This window comes from Chitinimonas viridis (assembly GCF_030409555.1).
Lineage (GTDB): Bacteria > Pseudomonadota > Gammaproteobacteria > Burkholderiales > Chitinimonadaceae > Chitinimonas > Chitinimonas viridis.
This window is the reverse complement of sequence record NZ_JAUFPU010000018.1, coordinates 390,217-411,481: the sequence shown is the minus strand read 5'-3', so window position 1 is coordinate 411,481 and position 21,265 is coordinate 390,217. Positions and strand designations below refer to the sequence as shown.

Here is a 21,265-nt window from a genome sequence, read left to right as displayed (position 1 = left end):
GTTAATCATCGTCCGCTTGCCCCGATGCGTAGTCACTCTGTGCCCAGCGCTGGGATTCGAAGCTATGGCTGCGGAACCAGGCAAGCAGGGGAGCAACCAAGAGCAGCAGCAACAGCATCCAGAAATTGCTCCAGATCGGGACATCGCGCACCAGCTGGATACGGTTGCTCAGTTCGGGTTTGCCTGGCTCGGTTTCGACTTCCACTTCCAGTACATAGTCGCCAGCAGGCACATCGCTGATCAAGGCCTCATCGTCGCTGCTGCCTTCGCTCCAGCTGCCGTCCGAGTCGCTGCCATGGTAGTAGCTGACTTCGCGGCCCAGGCGGAAAGTCTCGCCGGTCTTGCTGTTGACCAGGGAGATATCCGAGTACAGCCAACGGTTATCGAGGTTGGCATCCTGCTTGATCACCAGATTCCGCTCGCCTTCAATACGTATGGGCGGCGTAGTCAGGTTGGCTTTGGCCTCACCCAGCGGCAAGTCCAACTGCCCTTGCCAGACGGGTTTCTCCCAAGCGCGGGTGACAAAGACAAACTGCAGTAGCAGCGCCAGTGCGGCAAAGCCGGCAAAGCCCGCCCAGTAGCGGCCGCTGCCGCTGCTGGGGGCGGGCTGGTTGGGCGCTATCCCTACCGGCTCCGGCAAGGGTCTGGCGGGTTTGAAGGCGGCGGCGACTTCTGCCACCGGTAGGTATTCCGACATCGTCCAGCTGAGTTCCTGCTTGGTCCATTCGGCCGAGAGCAGGTAGGGCGGGCTGATATAGTCATCCACCGAACTGGTTTCGCCTACCCGCACCTTCCAGGTGAATTCCCCCAGCACCTGGATGACCTCGGCCTGGCAGCGCTGGAAATGCTTGTAGTCGCGATCCAGAAAGCGGGCGATGGGCTGGGCGCCCGGTTTGAGCGCGGGTTGGCGCGTCACCGGCTTGGCCAGGTTCCAATGGCCGTCGGACTCCGTCAGCCAGACATAGCCGACTTCGGTCGAGTGCAGCAGGTATTCGTCCCAGTAGTAGCTGAGGCCATCGATGCGGGTGCTGCGGCGCAGATAGCCGATGACGGTATAACGGCGACCTCGCAGCCTGCCCTGTGCGCCCATTGCCAGCTTGGGCTGGTATGTGAACGGGTGGCTCTTGCTGATAATGGCCAGATTGGCATCTTTAGGATCGACCACCGCGCCACAATGGCCACAGCCAACGGCACGAATGTCCGGCCCGCTGGCAGACAGTGGCGCACCGCAACTGCTGCACTTGAAGGCGCGAGCCTGGGTGCGGGTGGGTTTGGGCGTGTCGGTGGGGGCGGCAGGGTCGATCAACTCGTCCAGTGTTGCCACATGGCCCAGGTAGACCTTGGGTGGGGATTCGCTGTAATCAAGGCTGGCAAAGCCCGTCTCCGAGCGCAGATCCACCGCTGGCGCCTCATAGCCCGGTGTTGCCTGGAACGGCAGCTCACCCTCGGCAGCCACACAGTGGGCCAGCTCGATATTGCTGACGGTATAGGCGTTGCCCCCCAGCTTGGCAGTCATGCCTGGCTTGAACGCGGTCAATTCGGGCAGCAGGGTCTTGATTGTCTGCTCAAACGTCACATAGCAAAGACCGGATCCCTCGGAGACCCAGCCCAGGCGGCCGTCATCAAAGCGGGCGTACCATTCGTTCCAGTAGCCGTGCTCATACTTGAGCTGCAAGCGGCCTATCAGTTCGAAGCCGACGGTGCGGTATTTGCCGCGAAACCGTAGTTTGAAAGGGCTGCGATCCTCGGCCAGTTCGGCCATCTTGCCCAGGTTTTCCAGGTCGGCATCGTGGCGCACCAGGGTGCTGCGGCAAAAGCCGCAGACCGCCATGATGGAGGCTGCAGAATGGAACTCAACTTGAGCACCGCAAGAAGGACAGGGAGCTACGCGCATGGTCGTCGGAGCCTAGCACAGCAGTCTATGGAAGCAAGCCCCGCCGCCATTTGGCGGGGTTGGTGGCGGCGGGGCCGGCTGGGGCTATCACTTATAATATGTGATTGGCATGCTGTTTTTGCGTATGATTCCGCTGCGGGATTGGTAGTAAAAACACTGCATTTATTTGCCATACCGGTTATCAATAACGTCATTCGTCCCGGCCTCCTTATTACTCATCCCATGCAATCCGAACAAGCCCTGCAAAGCACCTTGCGCCTATTGATGTCTGTGCCACTGACCTTGCGTAGCAATGTCAGCGTGTTCCATCAGGGCAAGGTCAGCAATTTCTCGCTCGAAGTCTCGCGCTCTGCCGAGGGGGGCTTATCGGTGGTTGAACTGTGTCCCGACGGCGAACTGCTCACCGGCAGGGTGGTGGCTGGCCCCGGTGAGGTCAGCGCCCTTGATGAACATGCGCTGTCTGCCGCCATGGGGGCCTTGTGGATGCAGAGCCAGGATGACGATCCACCACTCAGCGAGGTGACTTCGGTGCGCGCCACCAGTTTGCTGCTGGCGACGGAGGGGCCAAATCCCTTCAGGGTGGTGCAGTCCTGGTACTACCGGGTGGTGGATGGTCTGGGCCCGCTCGATGTCTGGGATGCCGACCATGCCTTGCGTAGCCGCGAGGTCAGACTGCCCGCGGCCGACAGCTTCCGTGGCCTGGTGCTGGCGCTGCAGGCAGAAGCCAACCGCATGGGCTAGCGCCGTACGCTCTCGCCGCGCAGCTCCACCAGCCGCTTTTTGTCGGCTTCGGCGCGGTTCTTCACTTCTTCGATCTCCAGATTGCGTGCGGCAATGCTGGCATTGATCTTGGCCACTTCGGCCTGGCGTTCCGTCAAATCCGTCATCAGATCGTTGGGCACCTTCTTCTTGGCCTTGGTCAGCTTGTCGATCTGTGTCTGAAAGCTGTTGACGCGCTTGGTGGCCGCCTCCAGCCGCAGGCGGTCAGACTGTATATTGGCCTGCAGCTGTTCCAGATTGCGGTCACGTATGGCGTCGATTTCGCTGGTCTTGCTGAAGCTGTTGACCAGAGCATTGTCGCGGCGGCGTGCTTCCAGTGCCTTGCGTTCTTCTTCCCGCAGCTTGGCCAGCTCGGCATTGCGGGCGGCCTGCTGCTCGGGTGTCAGTATGCCCTCGGTCTGGCGTATGGGCATGCCTTGCTTGTTCAGCTCGGTCATGCCCCGCTTGTTTTGCTGCATGGGGGGCTTGTCGCTGTACTGCACCTTGCCGTTTTCATCTACCCACTTGTAAAGCGTTTCGCCAGCATGGGCGGTGAGCGCCATGGCGATCAGGGGCAGTATGAGCAGACGGTGGTGAGACATGACGGTTTTCCTCAGGCCACGCCAAATTCGGCGCGATAACGCTCAACCGCTTGCAAATTGCGTTCCAGCTCCGGTTGACCGTTCAAAAAAGCGATCAGATCGGTCAGATTGGCGATGGCCACCACGGGTATGCCGTAGCGTGCCGTGACCTCCTGTACCGCCGATTGCGTACCTTGTCCGCGCTCCTGCCTATCCAGCGCAATCAGCACGCCAGCAGGCTCTGCGCCCTGCGCACGGATCAGTTCCACCGACTCCCGCACCGAGGTGCCGGCCGAGATGACATCGTCGATGATCATGACCCGGCCCTTGAGCGGCGCACCGATCAGGGTGCCGCCTTCGCCGTGGTCCTTGGCTTCCTTGCGATTGAAACAAAACGGCACATTCCGACCTTTTTCGGCAAGTGCGACTGCCGTGGTGGCGGCCAGGGAGATGCCCTTGTAGGCCGGACCGAACAGCATGTCGAAGCTCACGCCCGAGGCGATGGCCGCGTCGGCGTAGAAATCAGCCAGGCGGCCGATGCTGGCGCCGTCGTGAAACAGCCCTGCGTTGAAGAAGTAGGGCGACAGTCGGCCGGCCTTGGTCTGGAACTCGCCGAAGCGCAGCACATTCTGCTGGACGGCGAAGGCAATGAAATCGGTGCGTGACATGCTCATGAAAACAAGTGGCTATGCGGGGTTCAAGGATTTATAGCATATCATTCCGTTTCCTTATCTGCCCTGCCGGTCATCATCCATGCGAATAATTTCCGCCAACCTCAATGGCATCCGCTCCGCAGCCAACAAAGGCTTCTTCGATTGGCTGCCCCAGACCGGGGCGGACGTGGTGTGCCTGCAGGAACTCAAGGCGCAATTGCCGGATATGAGCGAGGCCATGCTGGCCCCGGCCGGCTACCACGGTTTTTTCCATCCTGCCGAGAAAAAAGGCTACAGCGGCGTGGGTATCTACAGCCGCAAGCAGCCCGATGCCGTCATCGAGGGCCTGGGCATACCTGATATCGACATGGAGGGACGCTACCTGCGCGCCGATTTCGGCCCGCTGTCGGTCATCTCGCTTTATCTACCCTCAGGTTCCAGCGGCGAGGAGCGCCAGACCATCAAGTTCGCCTTCCTGGAGCGCTTCCTGCCCCATATGCGGCAGATGCTGGCAGAAGGGCGGGAGATTGTGGTGTGCGGCGACTGGAACATCGCCCACCAGCCCATCGATCTGAAAAACTGGAAGGGCAATCTGAAGAATTCCGGTTTCCTGCCTGAGGAGCGTGCCTGGCTGACCGAGCTGCTGGGCTTGGGCTGGGTGGATGTGTGGCGCACTCTTTACCCGGAGGCACCGGGCTACACCTGGTGGAGCAATCGTGGCCAGGCCTACGCCAAGGATGTCGGTTGGCGCATCGACTACCAGATCACCACGCCGGGCCTGGCGCAGCGTGCGCTCAGCGCCAGCATCTACAAGGAGATCAAATTCTCCGATCATGCGCCCCTGATCATGGACTACACGGGCGAGCTGTAAGCGATGACGCTCTCCAACTATCTGTCGGTTTTCGGCAATCGCCGGGTTGCCATCGTCCTGCTGCTGGGCTTTGCCTCCGGGTTGCCGCTGGCGCTCACTGCAGCCAGCCTGCAGGCCTGGCTGACGGTATCGGGGGTGGATATCACGACCATAGGCTGGTTCACCCTGGTGGGCCTGCCCTATACCTTCAAGTTTCTCTGGTCACCCCTGCTTGATCGCTTTGAGCCCACTTGGCTGGGGCGGCGGCGTGGTTGGTTGGTGCTGACCCAGTTAGCGCTGGCAGTCGCCATTTTCGCCATGTCGCTGCTGGACCCGGTGGCCTCGGCTGGCTGGCTGGCGGTCTTCGGTGTGATCGTGGCGTTTCTATCGGCCAGCCAGGACGTGGTGTTCGATGCCTACCGCACCGAGCTGCTGCAGGAGGATGAGCGCGGCGCAGGGGCGGCCGTGACCACCCTGGGCTATCGCCTGGCCATGCTGACCTCGGGGGCCCTGGCGCTGATCATTGCCGAGAAGTTCCTGGGCTGGAACAACACCTACAAGCTGATGGCGGCCTTGATGGGCGGCATGGCGCTGGTGACCTTGTTCGGCCCCAGGCTGGCGTTGCCGGAAGGCCCAAGAAGCCCCGCCGGGCAGGAGCTGAAGGGTTTCCTGGCCATGCTGGCCGGCGCCTTGCTCGGTTATTGGCTGGCCTCGCGCGGGTTGGCCCTGCTGGGCGTGCCGACCGACAGCAAGGGCTGGGCGCTGTTCTACCTGGTGGCAGAGGTCACCGCCGGTGGCGTGCTGGCCTTGTGGCTGGCACGGCAAATGGGCTTTCCGGCGCTGCTGGGGCCGCTGGATGAGTTCATCTCGCGCAAGGGCGCGTGGGCCATCCTGGCGCTGATCATTTTCTACAAGCTGGGCGATGCCTTTGCCGGCAGCCTGACCACGGCCTTTCTGCTGCGCGGCATGGGTTTTAGCCAGACCGCCGTGGGCGAGGTCAACAAGGTCTTTGGCCTGCTGGCCACCTTGGTCGGCGCCGTGCTGGGCGGCTTGTGGATGGTCAAGCTTGGCCTGTGGCGTGCCCTTATGCTGTTCGGCGCCCTGCAGGCGGTCTCCAACCTGATGTATTGGTGGCTATCGATCTCGGGCCAGCATCCCTATGTGTTCCAGATCATGGTGGCGGCCGTGGGGGTGGAGAACCTCTGTGGCGGCATGGGTACGGCCGCGTTTGTCGCCCTGCTGATGACGCTTTGCAACGCCCGCTACACAGCCACCCAGTTTGCCCTGCTGTCGGCGCTGGCCGCCTTTGGCCGGGTCTATGTCGGCCCGGCATCGGGGGTGTTGGTGGATCAGCTCGGCTGGAGTACCTTCTTTGTCTACACCGTGGTGGCGGCGCTACCCGGCCTGCTGCTGCTGTGGTGGCTACGGCCGCGTATCGATGCCTTGCACTCACCCAGCAATCAGTCGCCGCAGGCACTAGACTGATTGAGTACCAACCCAAGTCAGGAAGCACTCACCATGGAAGCCATTGTCAGCCTCAACGGCGGCCACGCCCGCATAGCCTTGTCCGGCGACTTTACCTTTGAGGCGCATCGGCCCTTCAAGGATGCCAGCCAGCAGGTCATGGCCAATCTGGATATCGCCTCGCTGGAGATTGACTTTGATGGCGTGGACTACATGGATAGTGCGGCGCTGGGCATGCTGCTACTGCTGAGGGAGCGGCTGGGACAAAGCCCGATACGCCTGACCAATACCCGTGGCACGGTACGCGCCGTACTGGACGTCGCCAACTTCGGCCGTCTGTTCGAGTTGGATTGAGCCCGCCTGGGTAAGCCCTGCCCAGGGGCATGCCACCACCATGTCCACTCCGCTTGGCCTGTCGCCCGCACTAGCGTGCGCAGGCCATGTCTGCTTTCTCGCGCCCATCATGAAAACCCTACTCTATCTGCACGGCTTCAACAGCAGCCCCGCCTCCATCAAGGCGCAACAAACTGTGGCCTGGCTGGCCGAGCGCAATCTGGGTCAGCATTTCCATTGCCCGGCACTGCACTATTCACCGGCCAGAGCAGCCAGCCAGATTGCCAGCTGGTTGGCTGACCGCAACCCGGCGGACGTGACGTGCGTGGGTAGCTCGCTGGGTGGGTTTTACGCCACCTGGGTGGCTGAGCGCTATGGCTGCAGGGCGGTGCTGATCAACCCGGCAGTGCGCCCGCATACCTTGCTGGATGGTTTGCTGGGGCCGCAGCGTAATCTCTACACCGGCGAGGAATACCTGCTGACCACCGACCATATGGCCGAGCTGGTGACGCTGCTGCCCACCCGTCTGACCCCAGCGCGCTACTGGCTGTTGGTGGAGACCGGTGACGAAACACTCGACTACCGTCAGGCAGTGGACTACTACGCCGGTGCACGCCAGACCGTGTTCGACGGGGGCGACCATGGCTTCCAGCACTGGCAGGCCATGCTGCCTGAGGTGCTGGCCTACGCCGGCATCGACCCGTCTGCCACGGAGCCATAAAAAACGCCCGGCTAACCGGGCGTTGGCTGAGGGCAGTCAGCTTACTGCGCTGAGGCGGTCTTCTTCTGCTCTTCGGCCTTCTTTGCTTCGGCAGCTTTCTTGGCCGCATTGGCAAAGTCACCGGCCCAGGCTTGTACCAGCTTCTCAGGATCGACATAGCGCTTGATGGCGGCGTTCACCTGCTCCAGCGTGGTGGCCTTGAGCTTGGCTTCGGCATCGGCGGTAAAGGCCATGGTGCGCTTCAGGTAGAGCTGGCCCACCAGTGCGCCGGCCAGGCGTGCATCCTGGGTGCGGCCCATGGTGGCTTCCTGCAGCAGGCCGCTCTTGGCGTCGCTCAGTTCCTGTTCGGTCACGCCTTCCTTCACCAGCTTGGCGATCTCCTCGGCGACGCCATTCTTCAGCTTGTCGAGGTTCTGCGGTGCATAGATGGCATACATGCCCAGCGAGGCATCATCATCCAGGCTAGGTACGCTTAGCCAACTGCCGGCACCGTAGCTGATACCTTCCTTTTGGCGCAGCCTGTCCATCAGCCGGTTCTTCAACGCACCGCCACCCAGCACGCGGGTGGCCAGTTGCAGGGCTTGCAGATCGGGCGAGGTATCGGCCAGCTTCAGCGGCAGGCTGGCGATATAGGCGGCATTGGCCTTGTCCGGGGTTTCCAGCGTCAATGCTGCCGGCTTGGTGACCACAAACGGCATTTCCACGCGCTGGTAGGCAGCCTTCGCCTTCCAGTCGCCAAACAGCTGCTTCAACTGGGCTTCGGCTTCGGCCTTGTCAAAGTCGCCCACCAGAGCCAGCTGGCCATTCTGCGCACCATAGAAGCGGCTGTAGAAAGCCTTGGCATCGGCCAGCTTGGCAGTCTTGTAGCTGGCGATGGCTTCGTCGAAGCTCATGCTGGCACGCACATCACCCTTGGGGTAGTTGTTGCCATGCTTTTCCACGGCCTTCTGTGCCACCGCCTCAGGTTGGCGCATCTGCTCTTCCAGCCCAGTGATGGACTCGGTACGCAGGCTTTCGAACTCGGCGGCTGGGAAGGTGGGGCTGCGCAGCACGTCACGGATCACGGCCAGCAGTTCAGGCAGCTTGTCGCGGCGGGTTTCGAAGCCCACGCGCACCTGGGTGGCGTTGGCCGAGACACTCAGCTTGGCCTTCAGTTCTTCCAGCTTGTCGGCCAGCTCCTGGCGGCTCAGCTTGCCGGCGCCGCGTTGCAGCATGGCGCCAGCCAGCTCGGCATTGGTGCTTTGGCCGAACAGGCTCTTCTCGTCACCCATGCGCAGGGTAATGCTGCCATTCACCGTATTGCCACGGGTTTTCTTGGGCAGCAGGGCGACCTGCATGCCGTTGCCCAGCGTCAAGCGGGTGGTGCGGCTCTCGATATTGGCCGGGCTGGGGTCGAAGCTTTCGCCCTCGGCCATGGCGGCCTTACCCTTGTAGCCTTCCACCAGCTTTTGCACATCAGGTGCGCCAGGGATGGCGGCGCGCTGCGGCTTGTCGGTCGGTACGAATTGGCCCAGGGTGCGGTTCGATTCGCGCAGATAGTTCTCGGCTACGCGCTGTACATCGGCCACGGTAGCGGCTTCGATCTGGTCGCGTTGCAGGAAGAACAGGCGCCAGTCGCCCTTGGCGATTTCCTCGGACAGCGCTACGCCAAAGGCGACCGGATCGGACATCGCCTTTTCATAGCCATTGAGCAGGGCGGTCTTGGCACGCTTGAGCTCGGCTTCGGTGATAGGCTGCTTGGCCACGTTCTCCAGTTCGGCCAGGATGATCTTGCGGGCTTCCTCGCGCGATTGGGTCTTGTTCAGATCAGCCACGAACAGGGTGTAGCCGGGCTCCTTCAACGAGAAGGGATAGGCCCAGACGCCGGCAGCCTTTTTCTTCTCGACCAGGGCCTTGTGCAGGCGGCCAGTCGGGGTATCGCCCATGATTTGCGCCAGCAGGCTCATGGCGGCGGCATCGGGGTGGGCGCCGGGCGCCATATGGTAGAGCGCGGCCACGATCTGGGTGTCACCCACGCGGGTGATGGTCAGCTCTCGGGCGCCATCCTGTTGCGGGTCCAGCGTGTAGGTGTCCTGCAGCTTGCGGGCCGGCTTGGGGATACTGCCGAAGTGCTGGGCGATCTTGGCCAGGGTCTTGGCTTCGTCGAACTTGCCGGTCACTGTCAGGGTGGCGTTATCCGGCTGATAGTAGTTGCGATAGAAGGCCTGCAGATTTTCGATCTTGACGTTTTCCACGTCGGTGCGGGCGCCGATGGTGCTCTTGCCGTAGTTGTGCCATTGATAGGCGCTGGCGGCCATCTGCTGCATCAGGATGCGGGTGGGGTTGTTCTCGCCGCTTTCCATTTCGTTGCGTACGACCGAGAACTCTGATTCCAGATCGCTGCGGGCGATGAAGCTGTTAACCATGCGGTCGGCTTCCATCCTGAGCGCCCAATCCAGGTTGTCTTCGCTGGCGGCGAAGGTTTCGTAGTAATTGGTGCGGTCGTACCAGGTGGTGCCGTTGTAGCGCATGCCACGCTTGGCAAAGTTCTCGACGATGCTCTTGCCCGGCAGGCTGGGGGTGCCCTTGAACACCAGATGCTCCAGCAGGTGGGCCATGCCGGTTTCACCGTAGTTCTCGTGCCGGCTACCGACCAGATAGGTGATGTTGACCGTGGTGGTGGGCTTGGATGCATCGGGCGCCAGCAACACGCGCAGGCCGTTGGCCAGGCGGTATTCGGTTATCCCCTCGACCGAGCTGAGCTTGGTGGGGGCGGCGGCCGGCGCCTGCGCTGCGGGCGTGCCGGCAGGGGGGGCTGCCGGGGCGTCAGCGGCCGCAGTCGGCAGGGCAAAGCCCAGCGACAGGGCGAGGGCGAGACTTAAGGGGGTGAAACGCATGCTTGCTCCTTTGTAGGTTTGGCCAGAACCGGTTCTGGGTGCAGTTGGTAGCCGGGGAGCGATCCTACTGCTTTCGGTTGCAGTGGGATGCCTTTAGGTGACGAAATACGAAAAATCGAGGATGAGCTGCAGCGCGCCTCCTCGGCGTCTGTCAGCAACCTATGTCGCTGAAAAGTATTAACGCATTCAAAAGGATAGCGAGCGCCAGTGAGGGTGGGCGGCCTTGTTCAGCCGGGCTCCGCCATGGCGCGCAAGGTACTGCCGGTGGCCCGGCAGATGCGCCACTCCGGCATGACCGTGGCCCCCAGGGCCCGGTAGAAATCCAGTGCCGGGGTGTTCCAGTCCAGCACGGCCCACTCAAAGCGGCCGCAATCACGTGCCACGGCACGCTGGGCTACCTCGCGGAACAAGGCTTCGCCTATGCCGTTGCGGCGATACTCGGGCAGTACGAACAGGTCTTCCAGGTACAGCCCAGGCTTGGCCAGGAAGGTGGAATAGTTGTGGAAATACAAGGCAAACCCTACCGGGTGCTGCTTGCCGTTGCGCTGCACTTCGGCAATCAAGGCTTCTATATAAGGGCGCGGCCCCCACAGGTGCTGGTGCAACTGCTCTGGTGTGCCGGTGCATTGATGGGTGAGCTTTTCATAAGCGGCCAGCTCACGCACCAGTTCGTACAGGGCCGGGGCATCGCCTGGCTGGGCGTCGCGTACGCTGAAAACCTGCTTCATACCGCCGCTCCTTCCAGTTGCTGGCGCAGTGCCTCGGGCAAGGGTTTGGCTGTGCCGGCGGCGTAGTCGCACCAGACGATCACTGCCTCGGCTTCCGCCGCGATCTGGTCAGGCGCGTCATCGCGCATGATGCGGTGACCCAGGGTAAAGCTGCTGTTGCCCAGTTTTTTCAGGTAGATCTCCAGCCGGATATTGCATGGGTAGACCAGCGGCACCTTGAACTGGCAACTGGTGGCCGCCAGGATGGGGCCATCGCCTGCATCCAGCCTGACGCCCCAGCCCCGTTGATCCAGCCAGCGCACCCGTGCTTCCTCGCAAAACCGGAAGTACAGTGTGTTGTTCAGATGGCCCAGGGCATCCATGTCGCCCCAACGCATGGGGAAAACTTCGGTCGCGAGCAAGGTGGGTGTGGTCATGTCTATCGGCCTGTCGGGTAGCAACCCATAGATTATCCGGCATGGCAGGTTTGATAAACCCTGTGCTACCGGCAAGGGGTGGCCTTATGCAGGTTGCAGTTATCTGCATGTGCGGCGTTTTGTACACAGAATGGCGAATTGGCAACATCCCCCGGCGCCAATTCAGCAGCGCGTCAGCGGCTGCTGCAAGCAGGGCGATATGGAGATGGGCGACGTCAACAAACCCGACAGCATCCCTATCGCCTGGTTGGTGATGGGGGAGCGCCATGTCGTGCCGCAAACCGTGTGCCTGCCTATGCCCTACGGTAGTGTGGAGGGTGGGTATCCATCCCTTGCTGGCCTAGCACCCTTGCCTGCAATCGCTGGTTGAACGGCATGTTGACGCGTCGCGACGGCACTCGCGATCCACGGTTGCGCTGCACCGAGGCGATCAACGGTGCAGCATTCTTCGTACCGTCATGCGCGTTACCGGGTCAGTGGGCGTAGAATCGCGTTTTTTTTGCACGCTCGAGATATATTCATGCCCACGTTGATCTGCGGCTCCGTCGCTTACGACACCATTATGGTCTTCCCCGACCGCTTCAAGCACCACATCCTGCCGGACAAGGTGCACATGCTGTCGGTGTCCTTCCTGGTGCCCGAGATGCGCCGCGAGTTTGGCGGCTGTGCTGGCAATATCGCCTATAACCTGCACCTGCTGGGCGGCGAACCCATCATCATGGCTACCGTGGGGCAGGACTTTGCACCCTATGCCGACCGCCTCAAGTCGCTGGGCCTGCGGCAGGATTGCGTGCGGGTGATACCCGACCAGTTCACGCCCCAGTGCTTTATCACCACCGACCTGGACGACAACCAGATCACCGCCTTCCATCCAGGCGCCATGAGCGAATCGCATAACAACCGCTTCGATCACGTGGACGGTATTCGCCTTGCCATCATCGGCCCCGATGGCCGCGACGGCATGCTGGCCCACGCGCGTGAGCTCAAGGCTGCCGGCATTCCCTTCATCTTCGATCCGGGCCAGGGCCTGCCCCTGCTGTCGGGCGAGGAGTTGTTGGCCTGCTCGCTGGCGGCCGACTACGTCACCCTGAACGATTACGAAGCCGCCATGCTGGAAGAAAAAACCGGCAAATCCATCGCCGAGCTCGCCGGCATGGTCAAGGCATTGATCGTGACCCGTGGCGGCGAAGGCTCCACCATCTACGCCGATGGCCGTGAAATCATCATCCCGGCGGCACCTGCGGCTTCGTTGCAGGATCCGACCGGCTGTGGCGATGCCTATCGCGCAGGCCTGCTGTTTGGTATCGAACGGGGCTGGGACTGGGAGACCACCGGTCGCCTGGCCTCCCTGCTGGGCGCCATCAAGATCGCCTCGCGCGGTGCGCAGAACCACACGTTCAGCCGCAGCAGCCTGTCGGCAGACTACCGTACTGCCTTCGGCAGCGAGCTGCCGAACTGGTAGGCCTGGCCGGACACTGCCCAAATAAAACGCCACCTTAGCCGGTGGCGTTTTATTTGGTGGGCTCTTAGAGTTGGGCGCGCAGCTCTATCAGCACCGGGGCTGTGTCTGGCCGGAGGCCACGCCACAGATAGAACGCCTCGGCTGCCTGCGCCACCAGCATGCCCAGTCCGTCCAGTCGTTGCTGCACCCCTGCCGCCCGGGCCTGAGCCAGAAAAGGGGTTTCCTGCGTGCCATACATCATGTCGTAAGCCACGGGCCCGGTTTGCCACAGGCTGGCGGGTAAGGGTAGGCTGGCGCCGGCTAGGCTGGCGGAGGTGGCATTGATGACTAGGTCGAACGACTGACCATCCAAACCCGCCAGCCCCATGCCAGCGACCTCGCCCAGCTCGGCAAAATGCCCAGCCAGCGCCACGGCCTTGTCGGCGCTGCGGTTGGCTATGCACAGGCTGGCCGGTTCCTCGTCCAGCAGGGGCGCAATCACCCCACGTGCCGCACCGCCCGCCCCCAGCAGCAGAATGCGCTTGCCGGCCAGCGTGGTGTGCAGCAACAGGTCGGCCACCAGCCCGGCACCGTCGGTGTTGTCGCCTACTACGCCCTCATCATCCAGCCATAGGGTATTGACCGCGCCAGCCAGTTCGGCCCGGTCGCTCAGCAGGTTGGCAAAGCGGAAGGCCTCTTCCTTGAACGGCACGGTGACATTGCAGCCGCTGCCACCCATAGCCAGAAATTGTGCTGCCGTATCGACAAAACCATCCAGCGGCGCCTCCAGCCGCTCGTACACCAGCTTCTGGCCGGTCTGGCGAGCAAAGGCGGCGTGGATCAAGGGCGATTTGCTATGGGCAACAGGGTTGCCGATGACGGCGTAGCGGTCGGTCATGTCAGTAGTCGGGCGTGAGGATGAGATGGGCGATCCCCGCCGCCGCGAGGCTGGCCTGGCGGAGCGGGCAAAAATCGGGTCGGTGCTCGTACCCGTGGTCGCGGGTAGGTGCTTATCGGTGCTGCGTGCTATCAGACGCGGGCGTCAGCCCTGCGACCAGGGCAGGCCGCGGGCTTTCCAGCCATTGACTTGGCCACGCTGGCCGGCATCGTTACGGTCGCCCTCAAAGCCTTCCAGCACGTTGTAGCACTCGCTATAGCCATTGGCCGCGGCCAGGGCGGCGGCCTCGTGTGAGCGGCCACCAGTACGGCACAGGAACAGCAGGGCATCCTCGGTATCCACCTGGTTTTTCAACTGTTCCATGAAGTTGGGATTGGCCGCCATGCCGGGCCAGCTCTTCCACTCTATCTTTACCGCATGCAGCGGTGTGCCTACAAACTGCCATTCGGCGCTGGTGCGTACATCCACCAGCTTGCAGGTGGGCAGGGTGCTCAGCAGCGTATGGGCCTCTTCCGGTGTCAGCGCGCCGGAGTAGGGCAGCTTCATTTCCTCTGCCCGGCTATGGGCACGTTGCAGGATTTCATTGGTCAGGCTCATGGTGTTCTCCGCCGACGGCTATGTGTGAAAGATTCAGATTTCAATTATGGCAGCTAAGCGCCTGTTATGGACTCAAGTCATTGATGGTCGGTGACACCTGAGCGGGCGCTTCGGGGGGGAGGGCGATAGTTGTCAGCGCAGCTTGAACCGACAGACTCTCTGCTGAGTTCATGCGGCGATTGAAGCGGCCTGGAAAGTGCCGAGCCCGCCCTGGGGCGCGCCGAGATGGCAATGCGAACTTGGCGGCGGTTGGCTGGTCTGTGCTGGGCCCAGCTACCTGTCTTGGTGGGTTGTTCGGCCACGGAGGCCGCGTTCATGCGGCGTCTTGGGTAGCAGTACAGATAGGGCGCACAGTACGGACGCACCATTTCAGTGCGATTGTGTTTGTGCTGCATTAATATGGTGCGTGAAGTGGTATCAACACGCCCCTGAATGGCGCATGGCAGGGGTTTGCAGCCTGTGGCATGCTTCCTGCTAATTAGTCGCCGGACGCGCGCCGCCATGAGGCAAGGCGAGCGACAAGGCTCTACAATCGGATTCCCTGCCGGCCTGCGTGCCGGTTTCCCAGTTTCTCATCAGGAGTTATGCAAATGGCGGTCGCCGACGTACTCAAGCAAATCCAAGAAAACGATATCCGTTTCGTCGATCTGCGCTTTACCGACACCAAGGGTAAGGAACAGCATGTTTCCGTGCCGTCGCATGTGGTCGATGAAGAGTGGTTCGAGCGCGGCCATGCTTTTGATGGCTCCTCGATTGCCGGCTGGAAGGGCATCCAGGCTTCGGACATGCTGCTGATTCCGGATCCGTCCTCGGCCGCCATCGACCCGTTCTACGACGAACCGACTCTGTTCATCACCTGTGACGTGATCGATCCGACCGATGGCAAGGGCTATGACCGCGACCCGCGTTCCATCGCCAAGCGTGGCGAGGCCTACCTGAAGGCTTCCGGTCTGGGCGATACCGCCTTCTTCGGCCCGGAACCCGAATTCTTCATCTTCGACAGCGTTACCTGGGGCACCGACATGTCGGGCACCCACGTCAAGATCCGCTCCGAAGAAGCTGCCTGGTCCTCCAGCGAGGCCTATGAAGCCGGTAACACCGGCCACCGTCCTGGCGTCAAGGGTGGTTACTTCCCCGTGGCACCGGTCGACAGCTTCCAGGACATCCGCTCGGCCATGTGCCTGGCGCTGGAAGAACTGGGCATTCCGGTTGAAGTGCATCACCATGAAGTGGCTACCGCTGGCCAGAACGAAATCGGCACCAAGTTCAGCACCCTGGTGCAACGCGCCGATTGGACCCAGCGCCTGAAGTATGTGGTCCACAACGTGGCCCACCAGTACGGCAAGACCGCCACCTTCATGCCCAAGCCCATCGTTGGCGACAACGGCAGCGGCATGCACGTGCACCAGTCGATCTGGAAAGACGGCAAGAACCTGTTTGCAGGTAACGGCTACGCCGGCCTGTCGGAATTCGCCCTGTACTACATTGGCGGTATCATCAAGCACGCCAAGGCACTGAACGCCATCACCAACCCCGGCACCAACTCCTACAAGCGCCTGGTGCCCGGCTACGAAGCACCGGTGATGCTGGCCTACTCTGCCAAGAACCGCTCGGCTTCCATCCGTATTCCTTATGTGGCTAGCGACAAGGCACGCCGTATCGAAGCCCGCTTCCCCGATCCTCTCGCCAACCCCTACCTGGCCTTCACCGCCCTGATGATGGCCGGCCTGGATGGCGTGCAGAACAAGATCCACCCCGGCGACCCGGCTGACAAGAACCTGTACGACCTGCCGCCCGAAGAAGACAAGCTGGTTCCCAAGGTCTGCCACAGCCTTGAGCAAGCCCTGGAAGCGCTGGACAAGGACCGCGAGTTCCTGACCCGTGGCGGCGTCTTCTCCAATGACTGGATCGATGCCTACATCGAACTGAAGATGGAAGAAGTCACCAAGTTCCGCATGACCACCCACCCGGTGGAATTCGATATGTACTATTCGCTGTAATCTGGCGGGCCTGCCCGCAGGCCTGCTGTAGTCCAGAAAACCCGCATGGCCTTTGGCGATGCGGGTTTTCTGTTACTGGGGTGGGTTGGTATTGTTTCGCCCTGTCTGGCGCTTTGCTCTCTATGTGGTGTTTCGCAGCACTTGGAAAACCGGCTACGCCGTCTGATGTGCATTGTGAGATTTTTGCGTTTAGATTTGGATGAGAAGCCGGGGCCACCCTTTAGGACGTTAGATAATGGATGATTTTAGTATCCAGGTATTACGTCTGGTCAAAGCCTTGTATGGAGCTGTTTCGCCAAACTTCAGGATGGTCATGTTGAGTTCTGAAAATGGGCGGTGGCAGCTTACCTTTGTATTGGAGCGCGAGGATGCGGAAGACCGCGAAGAAATTTATGATGTTGTGGATGAGTTCGAGGCGCTTCAGGAGAAAGGAATTGGTTACGACTTACATGTGCTTGTAAGCGGGGAGTTGTTGGTATACCCAAAAGTGCCAGCGTGGGTTGTATATCGTCGTCGCGAATAACCTGAGCTTGCCTTTTGAAAGTGACGCTACTAATGAAAACCGGATGACACCCAACGCTGACAAGATCCGACACCTACGGTCGCAGATCCCTGTGTTTGCCTGCAAGCCCGGCTGCCATGATTGCTGTGGCCCGGTATTGGCCTCGACCGAGGAGATGGCCCGTCTTCCCCGCAAGAGCCGGCAGGCCCGTGAGGCTGCGTTGACGGATCTTCGCTGTCCGCACCTGGGTGAAAACGGCTGTACTGTCTATCACGAGCGCCCCCTGGTCTGCCGCTTGTTTGGCACCACACCCAGGCTGGCCTGCCCGAATGGCTGCAAGCCCGCAGCGCCGATAGACCCGGCGGTGGCGCAGGAGATTTTCCTGTTCTTCAAGGAAACCCGGCACGTGCTGGTCTGAGTGCTTGGAGGGGGGGCCGATCCTGCGTGAACTGGTGTGGGAGTTGCGGCCAGACGGTACCCGGATACACAGGGGAGGCGCTACAGGGAGCCAGGTGGCTTGCCATCCCCCGCTACATATGGATACTTACGCATCCCGTTGTTGATATCACAAGGAAGACCATGAAACCGCTAGTCTCCCGCATGGAGTCTTTCATCTTCGCCAGCCGCTGGCTGCAGGCGCCGCTTTATCTGGGCCTGATCGTGGCGCAGGGCGTTTATGTCTACAAGTTCGTGCGTGAACTGATCCATCTGGTGGCAGATGCGCCCACCATGACCGAAACCCAGATCATGCTGATCGTGCTGGGACTGATCGATGTCGTGATGATCGCCAACCTGCTGATCATGGTGGTGATCGGTGGCTACGAGACCTTTGTATCCAAGATTGATGGCCTTGTGTCGCATGAAGACCGGCCCGAGTGGCTGTCCCATGTGAATGCCGGGGTGCTTAAGACCAAGCTGGCACTGGCGCTGATCAGCATCTCGTCGATACACTTGCTTAAGACCTTTATCAGTGCTTCGGATATGGGCGCGCCTACCAGCACGGTCTCGGAGCAGGGGGTGATGTGGCAGGTCATCATACACTGCACCTTCCTGCTATCTGCGCTGGTGATGGCCTGGACCGACAAGCTGATGCAGGGCAAGCACTGACCGTTCGGAGCGGCAGGGGCGTTGGCGCCAAGCGGTGCCGCCCAGATGAGAAGCAAGCAGCAGGTTTTGTTGGCCATGCGGCAAGCTAAGCAAGACACAGGGGGCATCGCCCCCTGTTTTTTTGCCATGCAAGCCTGCCTGACCTGCTGGCTTACTGTATCCGGAAGCCCTGTGCGCCCCCTGTGGGGTACTTGAAGTAGATCAGGCCATCTGGGCCATTCCACCAGGGGTCGTTCCGGTGTTCGGGCGGGATGCCGCCTATGGGGCTGAGTACCTCGTAGGAGGGAATCAGCAGGTAGCTGATGCCGGCCAGTTTGGCGGTGACGGTGCCATTGAGGTTGTCGATCAGGGTCATCGCCGGGTCGAGATCCTTGAAGGTGACGGCCAGCTGCGACAGGTTGAAAAAGTGCGGAAACAGTAGCTGGTCGGCGCCAGGGGTGCGGAAGATCAATACGCCGTCGGGGGATTGGTCCAGCCCCACTGAGGTGCTGCCGTTGGGCGTGGTGACCAGATTGGGTTTCATCAGTACGGTGCGGCCACCGTTGTTGACTTCCAGCGAGGCGTCCTCAGTGAGCACCACGGTGCCGTTGTAGGCTGTCTGTATGGCCTGGGAGAACTGGCTGAGGTTGCTGATGGTGCGGCTTACCTTGACGTAGACGCCGTTGCGACTGACCTCGAAGTGCCCGTCATCGGCCAGGGTGATGCCATCCGGCCGGCTGGGATCAACCAGTACATCGCCATAGGGCATGACGTGGAGCGGGGCATTGTCCAGTATCAGGGGGAGCTGGCCGAAGCCACCCTGTATGTTCTGGCTCATGGTGGTGCGCGAGCCGATGAAGTCGAACAGTGCCACCATCAGGTTCTTGTTGGGGTCGGCACGTTCCGATGGCTGCCCCAGGTAGGGCACCTTGCCGCGCGAGGTGGTATTGGCCGGTAGCGACAGCGCCATGGCATCGCCCACGATGCCGGTCTGGGTGCCGCTGATGGAGCCGATGCGGAGGTTGGTGAACTGGCCCAGTACATTCATGGTAGCCACTTCGTTCTTGTACACCGTGCTGGCGGCATCGGTAGTGGCGACGGTGGAGGCGCCAGAGGCGAGACGTGTTGTCATGCGCCCGCTGCTGACTGCCAGGAGGGCGGTGCCATCCTGGTTCTTGCGTATGGTGACGTTGAGGGCACTGTTGCTGGTTGAGGTCAGCAGCAGTTGCTTGGCGGTGCTGCCCAGGCCCAGCTGCACGCTGGCGACGGCGGCGGGTATGCCTGAGTAGCTGACGGTGGCCTCGCCAGTCGCGATCTCGAACAGTGGGTTGCTGGGTATGGTGTCGATGGTGAAGGACTTGGTGACCAGCAGCACATCGCTGTTGACCGGCTTGACCGAGACGCTGATGCCGCCGAACAGGAACTGCGCGGTGCCGCCGTTCTTGACCAGCAAGCCGCTGTTGGCCGGTACGCTGGGTTTGACGGCAATCTGGCCGGTGACTGAGCTGGGAATGATAGCGACGCCGTTGGCGCTGAGGGTGATGGCTGGGTCTGGGGTGGCAAAGGCCACCGCCAGATTGGGCAGGCTGGCGACCGTGATGCCGCTGGGTACCGGCGCCAGGGGGGCGGTGGTCACGCTGAAATTGGCATCGACGCCGCCTATGCGGATGCCGCCGCTGACTGCCGTATTGGCGGTGGTGGCACTGGTCAGTTGCACCTTGATCTGGTCGCCATTGCTGACCGACAGCGGCGTGCCTGGGGCGCAGGTGCTGAAGGCCGGGAAGGTACCGGTTGCGGCAGGGGCGATGGCGCACTGCAGCGTGGCGTCCGAGCCACTGATGACGCTGACGGTGGCCGACAGGCTGAGCCCAATGATGGTGACGGCATTGGACTCCACCTTGCTGTTCAGCAAGGCGTTGGTGACCGCGTCGAAGACCAGGCTGCTGGGCGAGTTGGTGGCGGTGAAGACAGCATTGGCCGAGCTCAGCATGGTATTGCCGGCCAGGTCGCGCAGATTGGTATTGGCGGCCACGGTGAGGGTATTGCCGGTGGCCATGGCTGCCAGCGATGGCACCGTCAGTGTGACGTCCAGGCCGTTGCTGGCCAGTACAGCGGCGCTGGGGGCGCCGGTGATGGCAGAGATGGCGCCAGTGCCGGTCAGGGTGTAATTGCTGGCCGTCTCGGCCTGCGTCTTGGTCAGCTTCTCGTTGAAGCTGAGCCTGACGTGGGTGGCATCCACCAGTGCGAGCGTGCTGCTGAGGGTAGGAGGAGTCGTGTCGGTACTTGGTGCAGGGCTGGCGGCGGCCTCGGTGATGGTGGTGGCGGCCAGGGTATTGCCGGCCAGGTCGGTAAAGCCGCTGGCCAGCGCGACTTTCAGGTGGCCGGTGATATCGCTGTTGGTGAGATAGCTTGCTGTACTTGCGGGATCGGCTGTGGCCAGGGTCAGCGTCACCACGCCAGCCGAGGCCTGGCTGGCACTGGCCAGGGTGTAGGTGATGCTGCTGGCGTTATTGGTCAGGGTGTACTTGCTGGTATCGGTTACGGCTGCCGTAGCCGCCAAGGGCTCGCTGAAGGTCAGGACCACAGAATGGGGCTGGCTGCTGTTGATGGCGCGTATGCCAGCTGCCGGCAGGGTGGGGGCGGTACTGTCCGTGGTGGCCGTGGCGCCGGCCTCGGTCACCGTGGTTGCGGCCAGGGCATTGCCGGCCAGGTCGGTCAGGCCGCTGGCCAGGGTAACCTTGATATGGCCGGTGATGTCGGCGTTGGTGATATAGGTGGCGGTATTGGCGGGGTTGGCGGTTGCCAGGGTGAGTGTCACCACGGTGGCCGAGGTGCGCGCAGCGCTGGCAATGCTGTAGGTGACGCTGCTGCTGTTATTGCTGACGGTGTAATTGCTGGCCGTGGTCAGCGCGGCGTTGTTGGTCATGTCCTCGCTGAAAGTCAGGGTGATGGTATTGGGCCGGACGCTGTTGTTGACCGCGATGTTGGCGGCCGGCAAGGTCGGTGCCGTGGTATCGATCACCACATTGCTGGTGGCCAGCGAGCCTGCGGCCCCCGGTGTGGCTAGGGTCAGGCTCGCGGCATTGCTGTCTGATACGGTGGTAATGGTGGAGCCGAGTGGCAGGGTCAGCGCCGTGGTGGCGGTGTAATCCAGCGTGGCGGCGGTCTGGCCTGCTGCAATCGTGTAGGTGCAGGCCATGGTGACGCTATTGCTCGCGGTGGCGCAGATGGCCACGGGCGAGCCGGTGGCATTCAGCGCCAGCTCGGGGGCGCCGACGACATTGACAGCCTCGTTGAAGGTGACGGTGATACTGAGATTCTGGCTGAGGCCATAGCGGCCTGTGGTGGCGCTGACACCGGTGACAGTGGCCGCAGCGAACGCAAGGGCAGGAAAAAGCGCAAGCAAGACCAGCCTGAGAGCCGACTTCAATAGGGATGCGGGGCGCAATTGAACTCGGTGCATCAT

General features: G+C 61.8%; 20 protein-coding genes. 11 read left to right on the top strand and 9 right to left on the bottom strand.

The features are described 5' to 3' along the window. Nucleotide 1 precedes the first annotated feature (1 nt). On the bottom strand, nt 2-1,831 hold the full coding sequence (locus QWZ03_RS15120) for a DUF4178 domain-containing protein (RefSeq protein ID WP_290333480.1): 1,830 nt from the start codon (nt 1,829-1,831) through the stop codon (nt 2-4). Between the two features lie 285 nt (nt 1,832-2,116). Here QWZ03_RS15120 and QWZ03_RS15115 point away from each other — a divergent pair, with 285 nt between their 5' ends. Next, nucleotides 2,117-2,635 carry a hypothetical protein gene (locus QWZ03_RS15115; RefSeq protein ID WP_290333479.1) on the top strand — a complete coding sequence of 173 codons (519 nt, stop codon included), beginning with the start codon at nt 2,117-2,119 and terminating at the stop codon, nt 2,633-2,635. On the opposite strand, the gene QWZ03_RS15110 is transcribed toward QWZ03_RS15115, so the two are convergent. Together QWZ03_RS15110 and pyrE are read right to left on the bottom strand one after the other, a co-directional pair. Continuing rightward, entirely contained in the window at nt 2,632-3,255 is a 624-nt protein-coding gene (locus QWZ03_RS15110) for a DUF4124 domain-containing protein (RefSeq protein WP_284195118.1), read from the bottom strand. The genes QWZ03_RS15115 and QWZ03_RS15110 overlap by 4 nt on opposite strands. A gap of 11 nt (nt 3,256-3,266) precedes the next feature. After that, entirely contained in the window at nt 3,267-3,908 is a 642-nt protein-coding gene (gene pyrE / locus QWZ03_RS15105) for an orotate phosphoribosyltransferase (RefSeq protein WP_284195117.1), read from the bottom strand. Between the two features lie 79 nt (nt 3,909-3,987). Here pyrE and QWZ03_RS15100 point away from each other — a divergent pair, with 79 nt between their 5' ends. The 4 genes from QWZ03_RS15100 (at nt 3,988) to QWZ03_RS15085 (ending at nt 7,255) form a co-directional block, all read left to right on the top strand. Continuing rightward, nucleotides 3,988-4,758, top strand: coding sequence for an exodeoxyribonuclease III (locus QWZ03_RS15100; RefSeq protein ID WP_290333478.1), 771 nt, complete (start codon nt 3,988-3,990; stop codon nt 4,756-4,758). 3 nt (nt 4,759-4,761) lie between these two features. After that, complete coding sequence (locus QWZ03_RS15095) at nt 4,762-6,222, top strand: AmpG family muropeptide MFS transporter (protein ID WP_290333477.1); 1,461 nt, start codon at nt 4,762-4,764, stop codon at nt 6,220-6,222. Between the two features lie 33 nt (nt 6,223-6,255). After that, the gene (locus QWZ03_RS15090; protein WP_284195114.1) at nt 6,256-6,555 is read left to right on the top strand and encodes an STAS domain-containing protein; all 300 of its coding nucleotides are present in this window, start codon (nt 6,256-6,258) and stop codon (nt 6,553-6,555) included. Between the two features lie 109 nt (nt 6,556-6,664). Further along, entirely contained in the window at nt 6,665-7,255 is a 591-nt protein-coding gene (locus tag QWZ03_RS15085) for a YqiA/YcfP family alpha/beta fold hydrolase (protein ID WP_290333476.1), read from the top strand. Nucleotides 7,256-7,296: 41 nt separating this feature from the next. Here the strand turns inward: QWZ03_RS15085 and QWZ03_RS15080 are convergent, their stop codons facing one another. The 3 genes from QWZ03_RS15080 to QWZ03_RS15070 all read right to left on the bottom strand — a co-directional run bounded on the left by QWZ03_RS15080 (nt 7,297) and on the right by QWZ03_RS15070 (nt 11,275). Further along, nucleotides 7,297-10,131 (bottom strand): M16 family metallopeptidase, encoded by a 2,835-nt coding sequence (locus QWZ03_RS15080; RefSeq protein WP_290333475.1) that lies wholly within the window; start codon nt 10,129-10,131, stop codon nt 7,297-7,299. A gap of 227 nt (nt 10,132-10,358) precedes the next feature. Continuing rightward, nucleotides 10,359-10,859 (bottom strand): GNAT family N-acetyltransferase, encoded by a 501-nt coding sequence (locus tag QWZ03_RS15075; RefSeq protein WP_284195111.1) that lies wholly within the window; start codon nt 10,857-10,859, stop codon nt 10,359-10,361. Continuing rightward, nucleotides 10,856-11,275 (bottom strand): acyl-CoA thioesterase, encoded by a 420-nt coding sequence (locus QWZ03_RS15070; RefSeq protein ID WP_284195110.1) that lies wholly within the window; start codon nt 11,273-11,275, stop codon nt 10,856-10,858. Before QWZ03_RS15070 ends, QWZ03_RS15075 begins: the two co-directional genes overlap by 4 nt. Before the next feature lie 31 nt (nt 11,276-11,306). Between QWZ03_RS15070 and QWZ03_RS21025 the strand changes: the two genes are divergently transcribed. Next, nucleotides 11,307-11,645 (top strand): Dyp-type peroxidase, encoded by a 339-nt coding sequence (locus QWZ03_RS21025; RefSeq protein ID WP_373322442.1) that lies wholly within the window; start codon nt 11,307-11,309, stop codon nt 11,643-11,645. 150 nt (nt 11,646-11,795) lie between these two features. Beyond that, a complete protein-coding gene (locus tag QWZ03_RS15065; protein ID WP_284195109.1) occupies nt 11,796-12,737 on the top strand; it encodes a carbohydrate kinase family protein in 942 nt (313 codons plus the stop codon). 64 nt (nt 12,738-12,801) lie between these two features. On the opposite strand, the gene aroE is transcribed toward QWZ03_RS15065, so the two are convergent. Beyond that, nucleotides 12,802-13,614 (bottom strand): shikimate dehydrogenase, encoded by an 813-nt coding sequence (aroE, locus tag QWZ03_RS15060; protein WP_308447573.1) that lies wholly within the window; start codon nt 13,612-13,614, stop codon nt 12,802-12,804. A gap of 144 nt (nt 13,615-13,758) precedes the next feature. Continuing rightward, nucleotides 13,759-14,211 (bottom strand): rhodanese-like domain-containing protein, encoded by a 453-nt coding sequence (locus tag QWZ03_RS15055; protein WP_290333474.1) that lies wholly within the window; start codon nt 14,209-14,211, stop codon nt 13,759-13,761. Between the two features lie 590 nt (nt 14,212-14,801). On the opposite strand from QWZ03_RS15055, the gene glnA reads away from it, so the two are divergent. From glnA to QWZ03_RS15035, 4 genes are all read left to right on the top strand, one after another. Next, nucleotides 14,802-16,211: a glutamate--ammonia ligase gene (gene glnA, locus QWZ03_RS15050; RefSeq protein WP_308447572.1), complete on the top strand. Its 1,410-nt coding sequence runs from the start codon at nt 14,802-14,804 to the stop codon at nt 16,209-16,211. Nucleotides 16,212-16,446: 235 nt separating this feature from the next. Then, nucleotides 16,447-16,734, top strand: coding sequence for a MafI2 family immunity protein (locus tag QWZ03_RS15045; protein WP_290333472.1), 288 nt, complete (start codon nt 16,447-16,449; stop codon nt 16,732-16,734). 43 nt (nt 16,735-16,777) lie between these two features. Then, the gene (locus tag QWZ03_RS15040; RefSeq protein WP_290333471.1) at nt 16,778-17,131 is read left to right on the top strand and encodes a YkgJ family cysteine cluster protein; all 354 of its coding nucleotides are present in this window, start codon (nt 16,778-16,780) and stop codon (nt 17,129-17,131) included. Between the two features lie 161 nt (nt 17,132-17,292). Further along, nucleotides 17,293-17,820 (top strand): TIGR00645 family protein, encoded by a 528-nt coding sequence (locus QWZ03_RS15035; RefSeq protein ID WP_284195102.1) that lies wholly within the window; start codon nt 17,293-17,295, stop codon nt 17,818-17,820. 151 nt (nt 17,821-17,971) lie between these two features. Here the strand turns inward: QWZ03_RS15035 and QWZ03_RS15030 are convergent, their stop codons facing one another. After that, on the bottom strand, nt 17,972-21,265 hold the full coding sequence (locus tag QWZ03_RS15030; RefSeq protein ID WP_290333470.1) for a beta strand repeat-containing protein: 3,294 nt from the start codon (nt 21,263-21,265) through the stop codon (nt 17,972-17,974).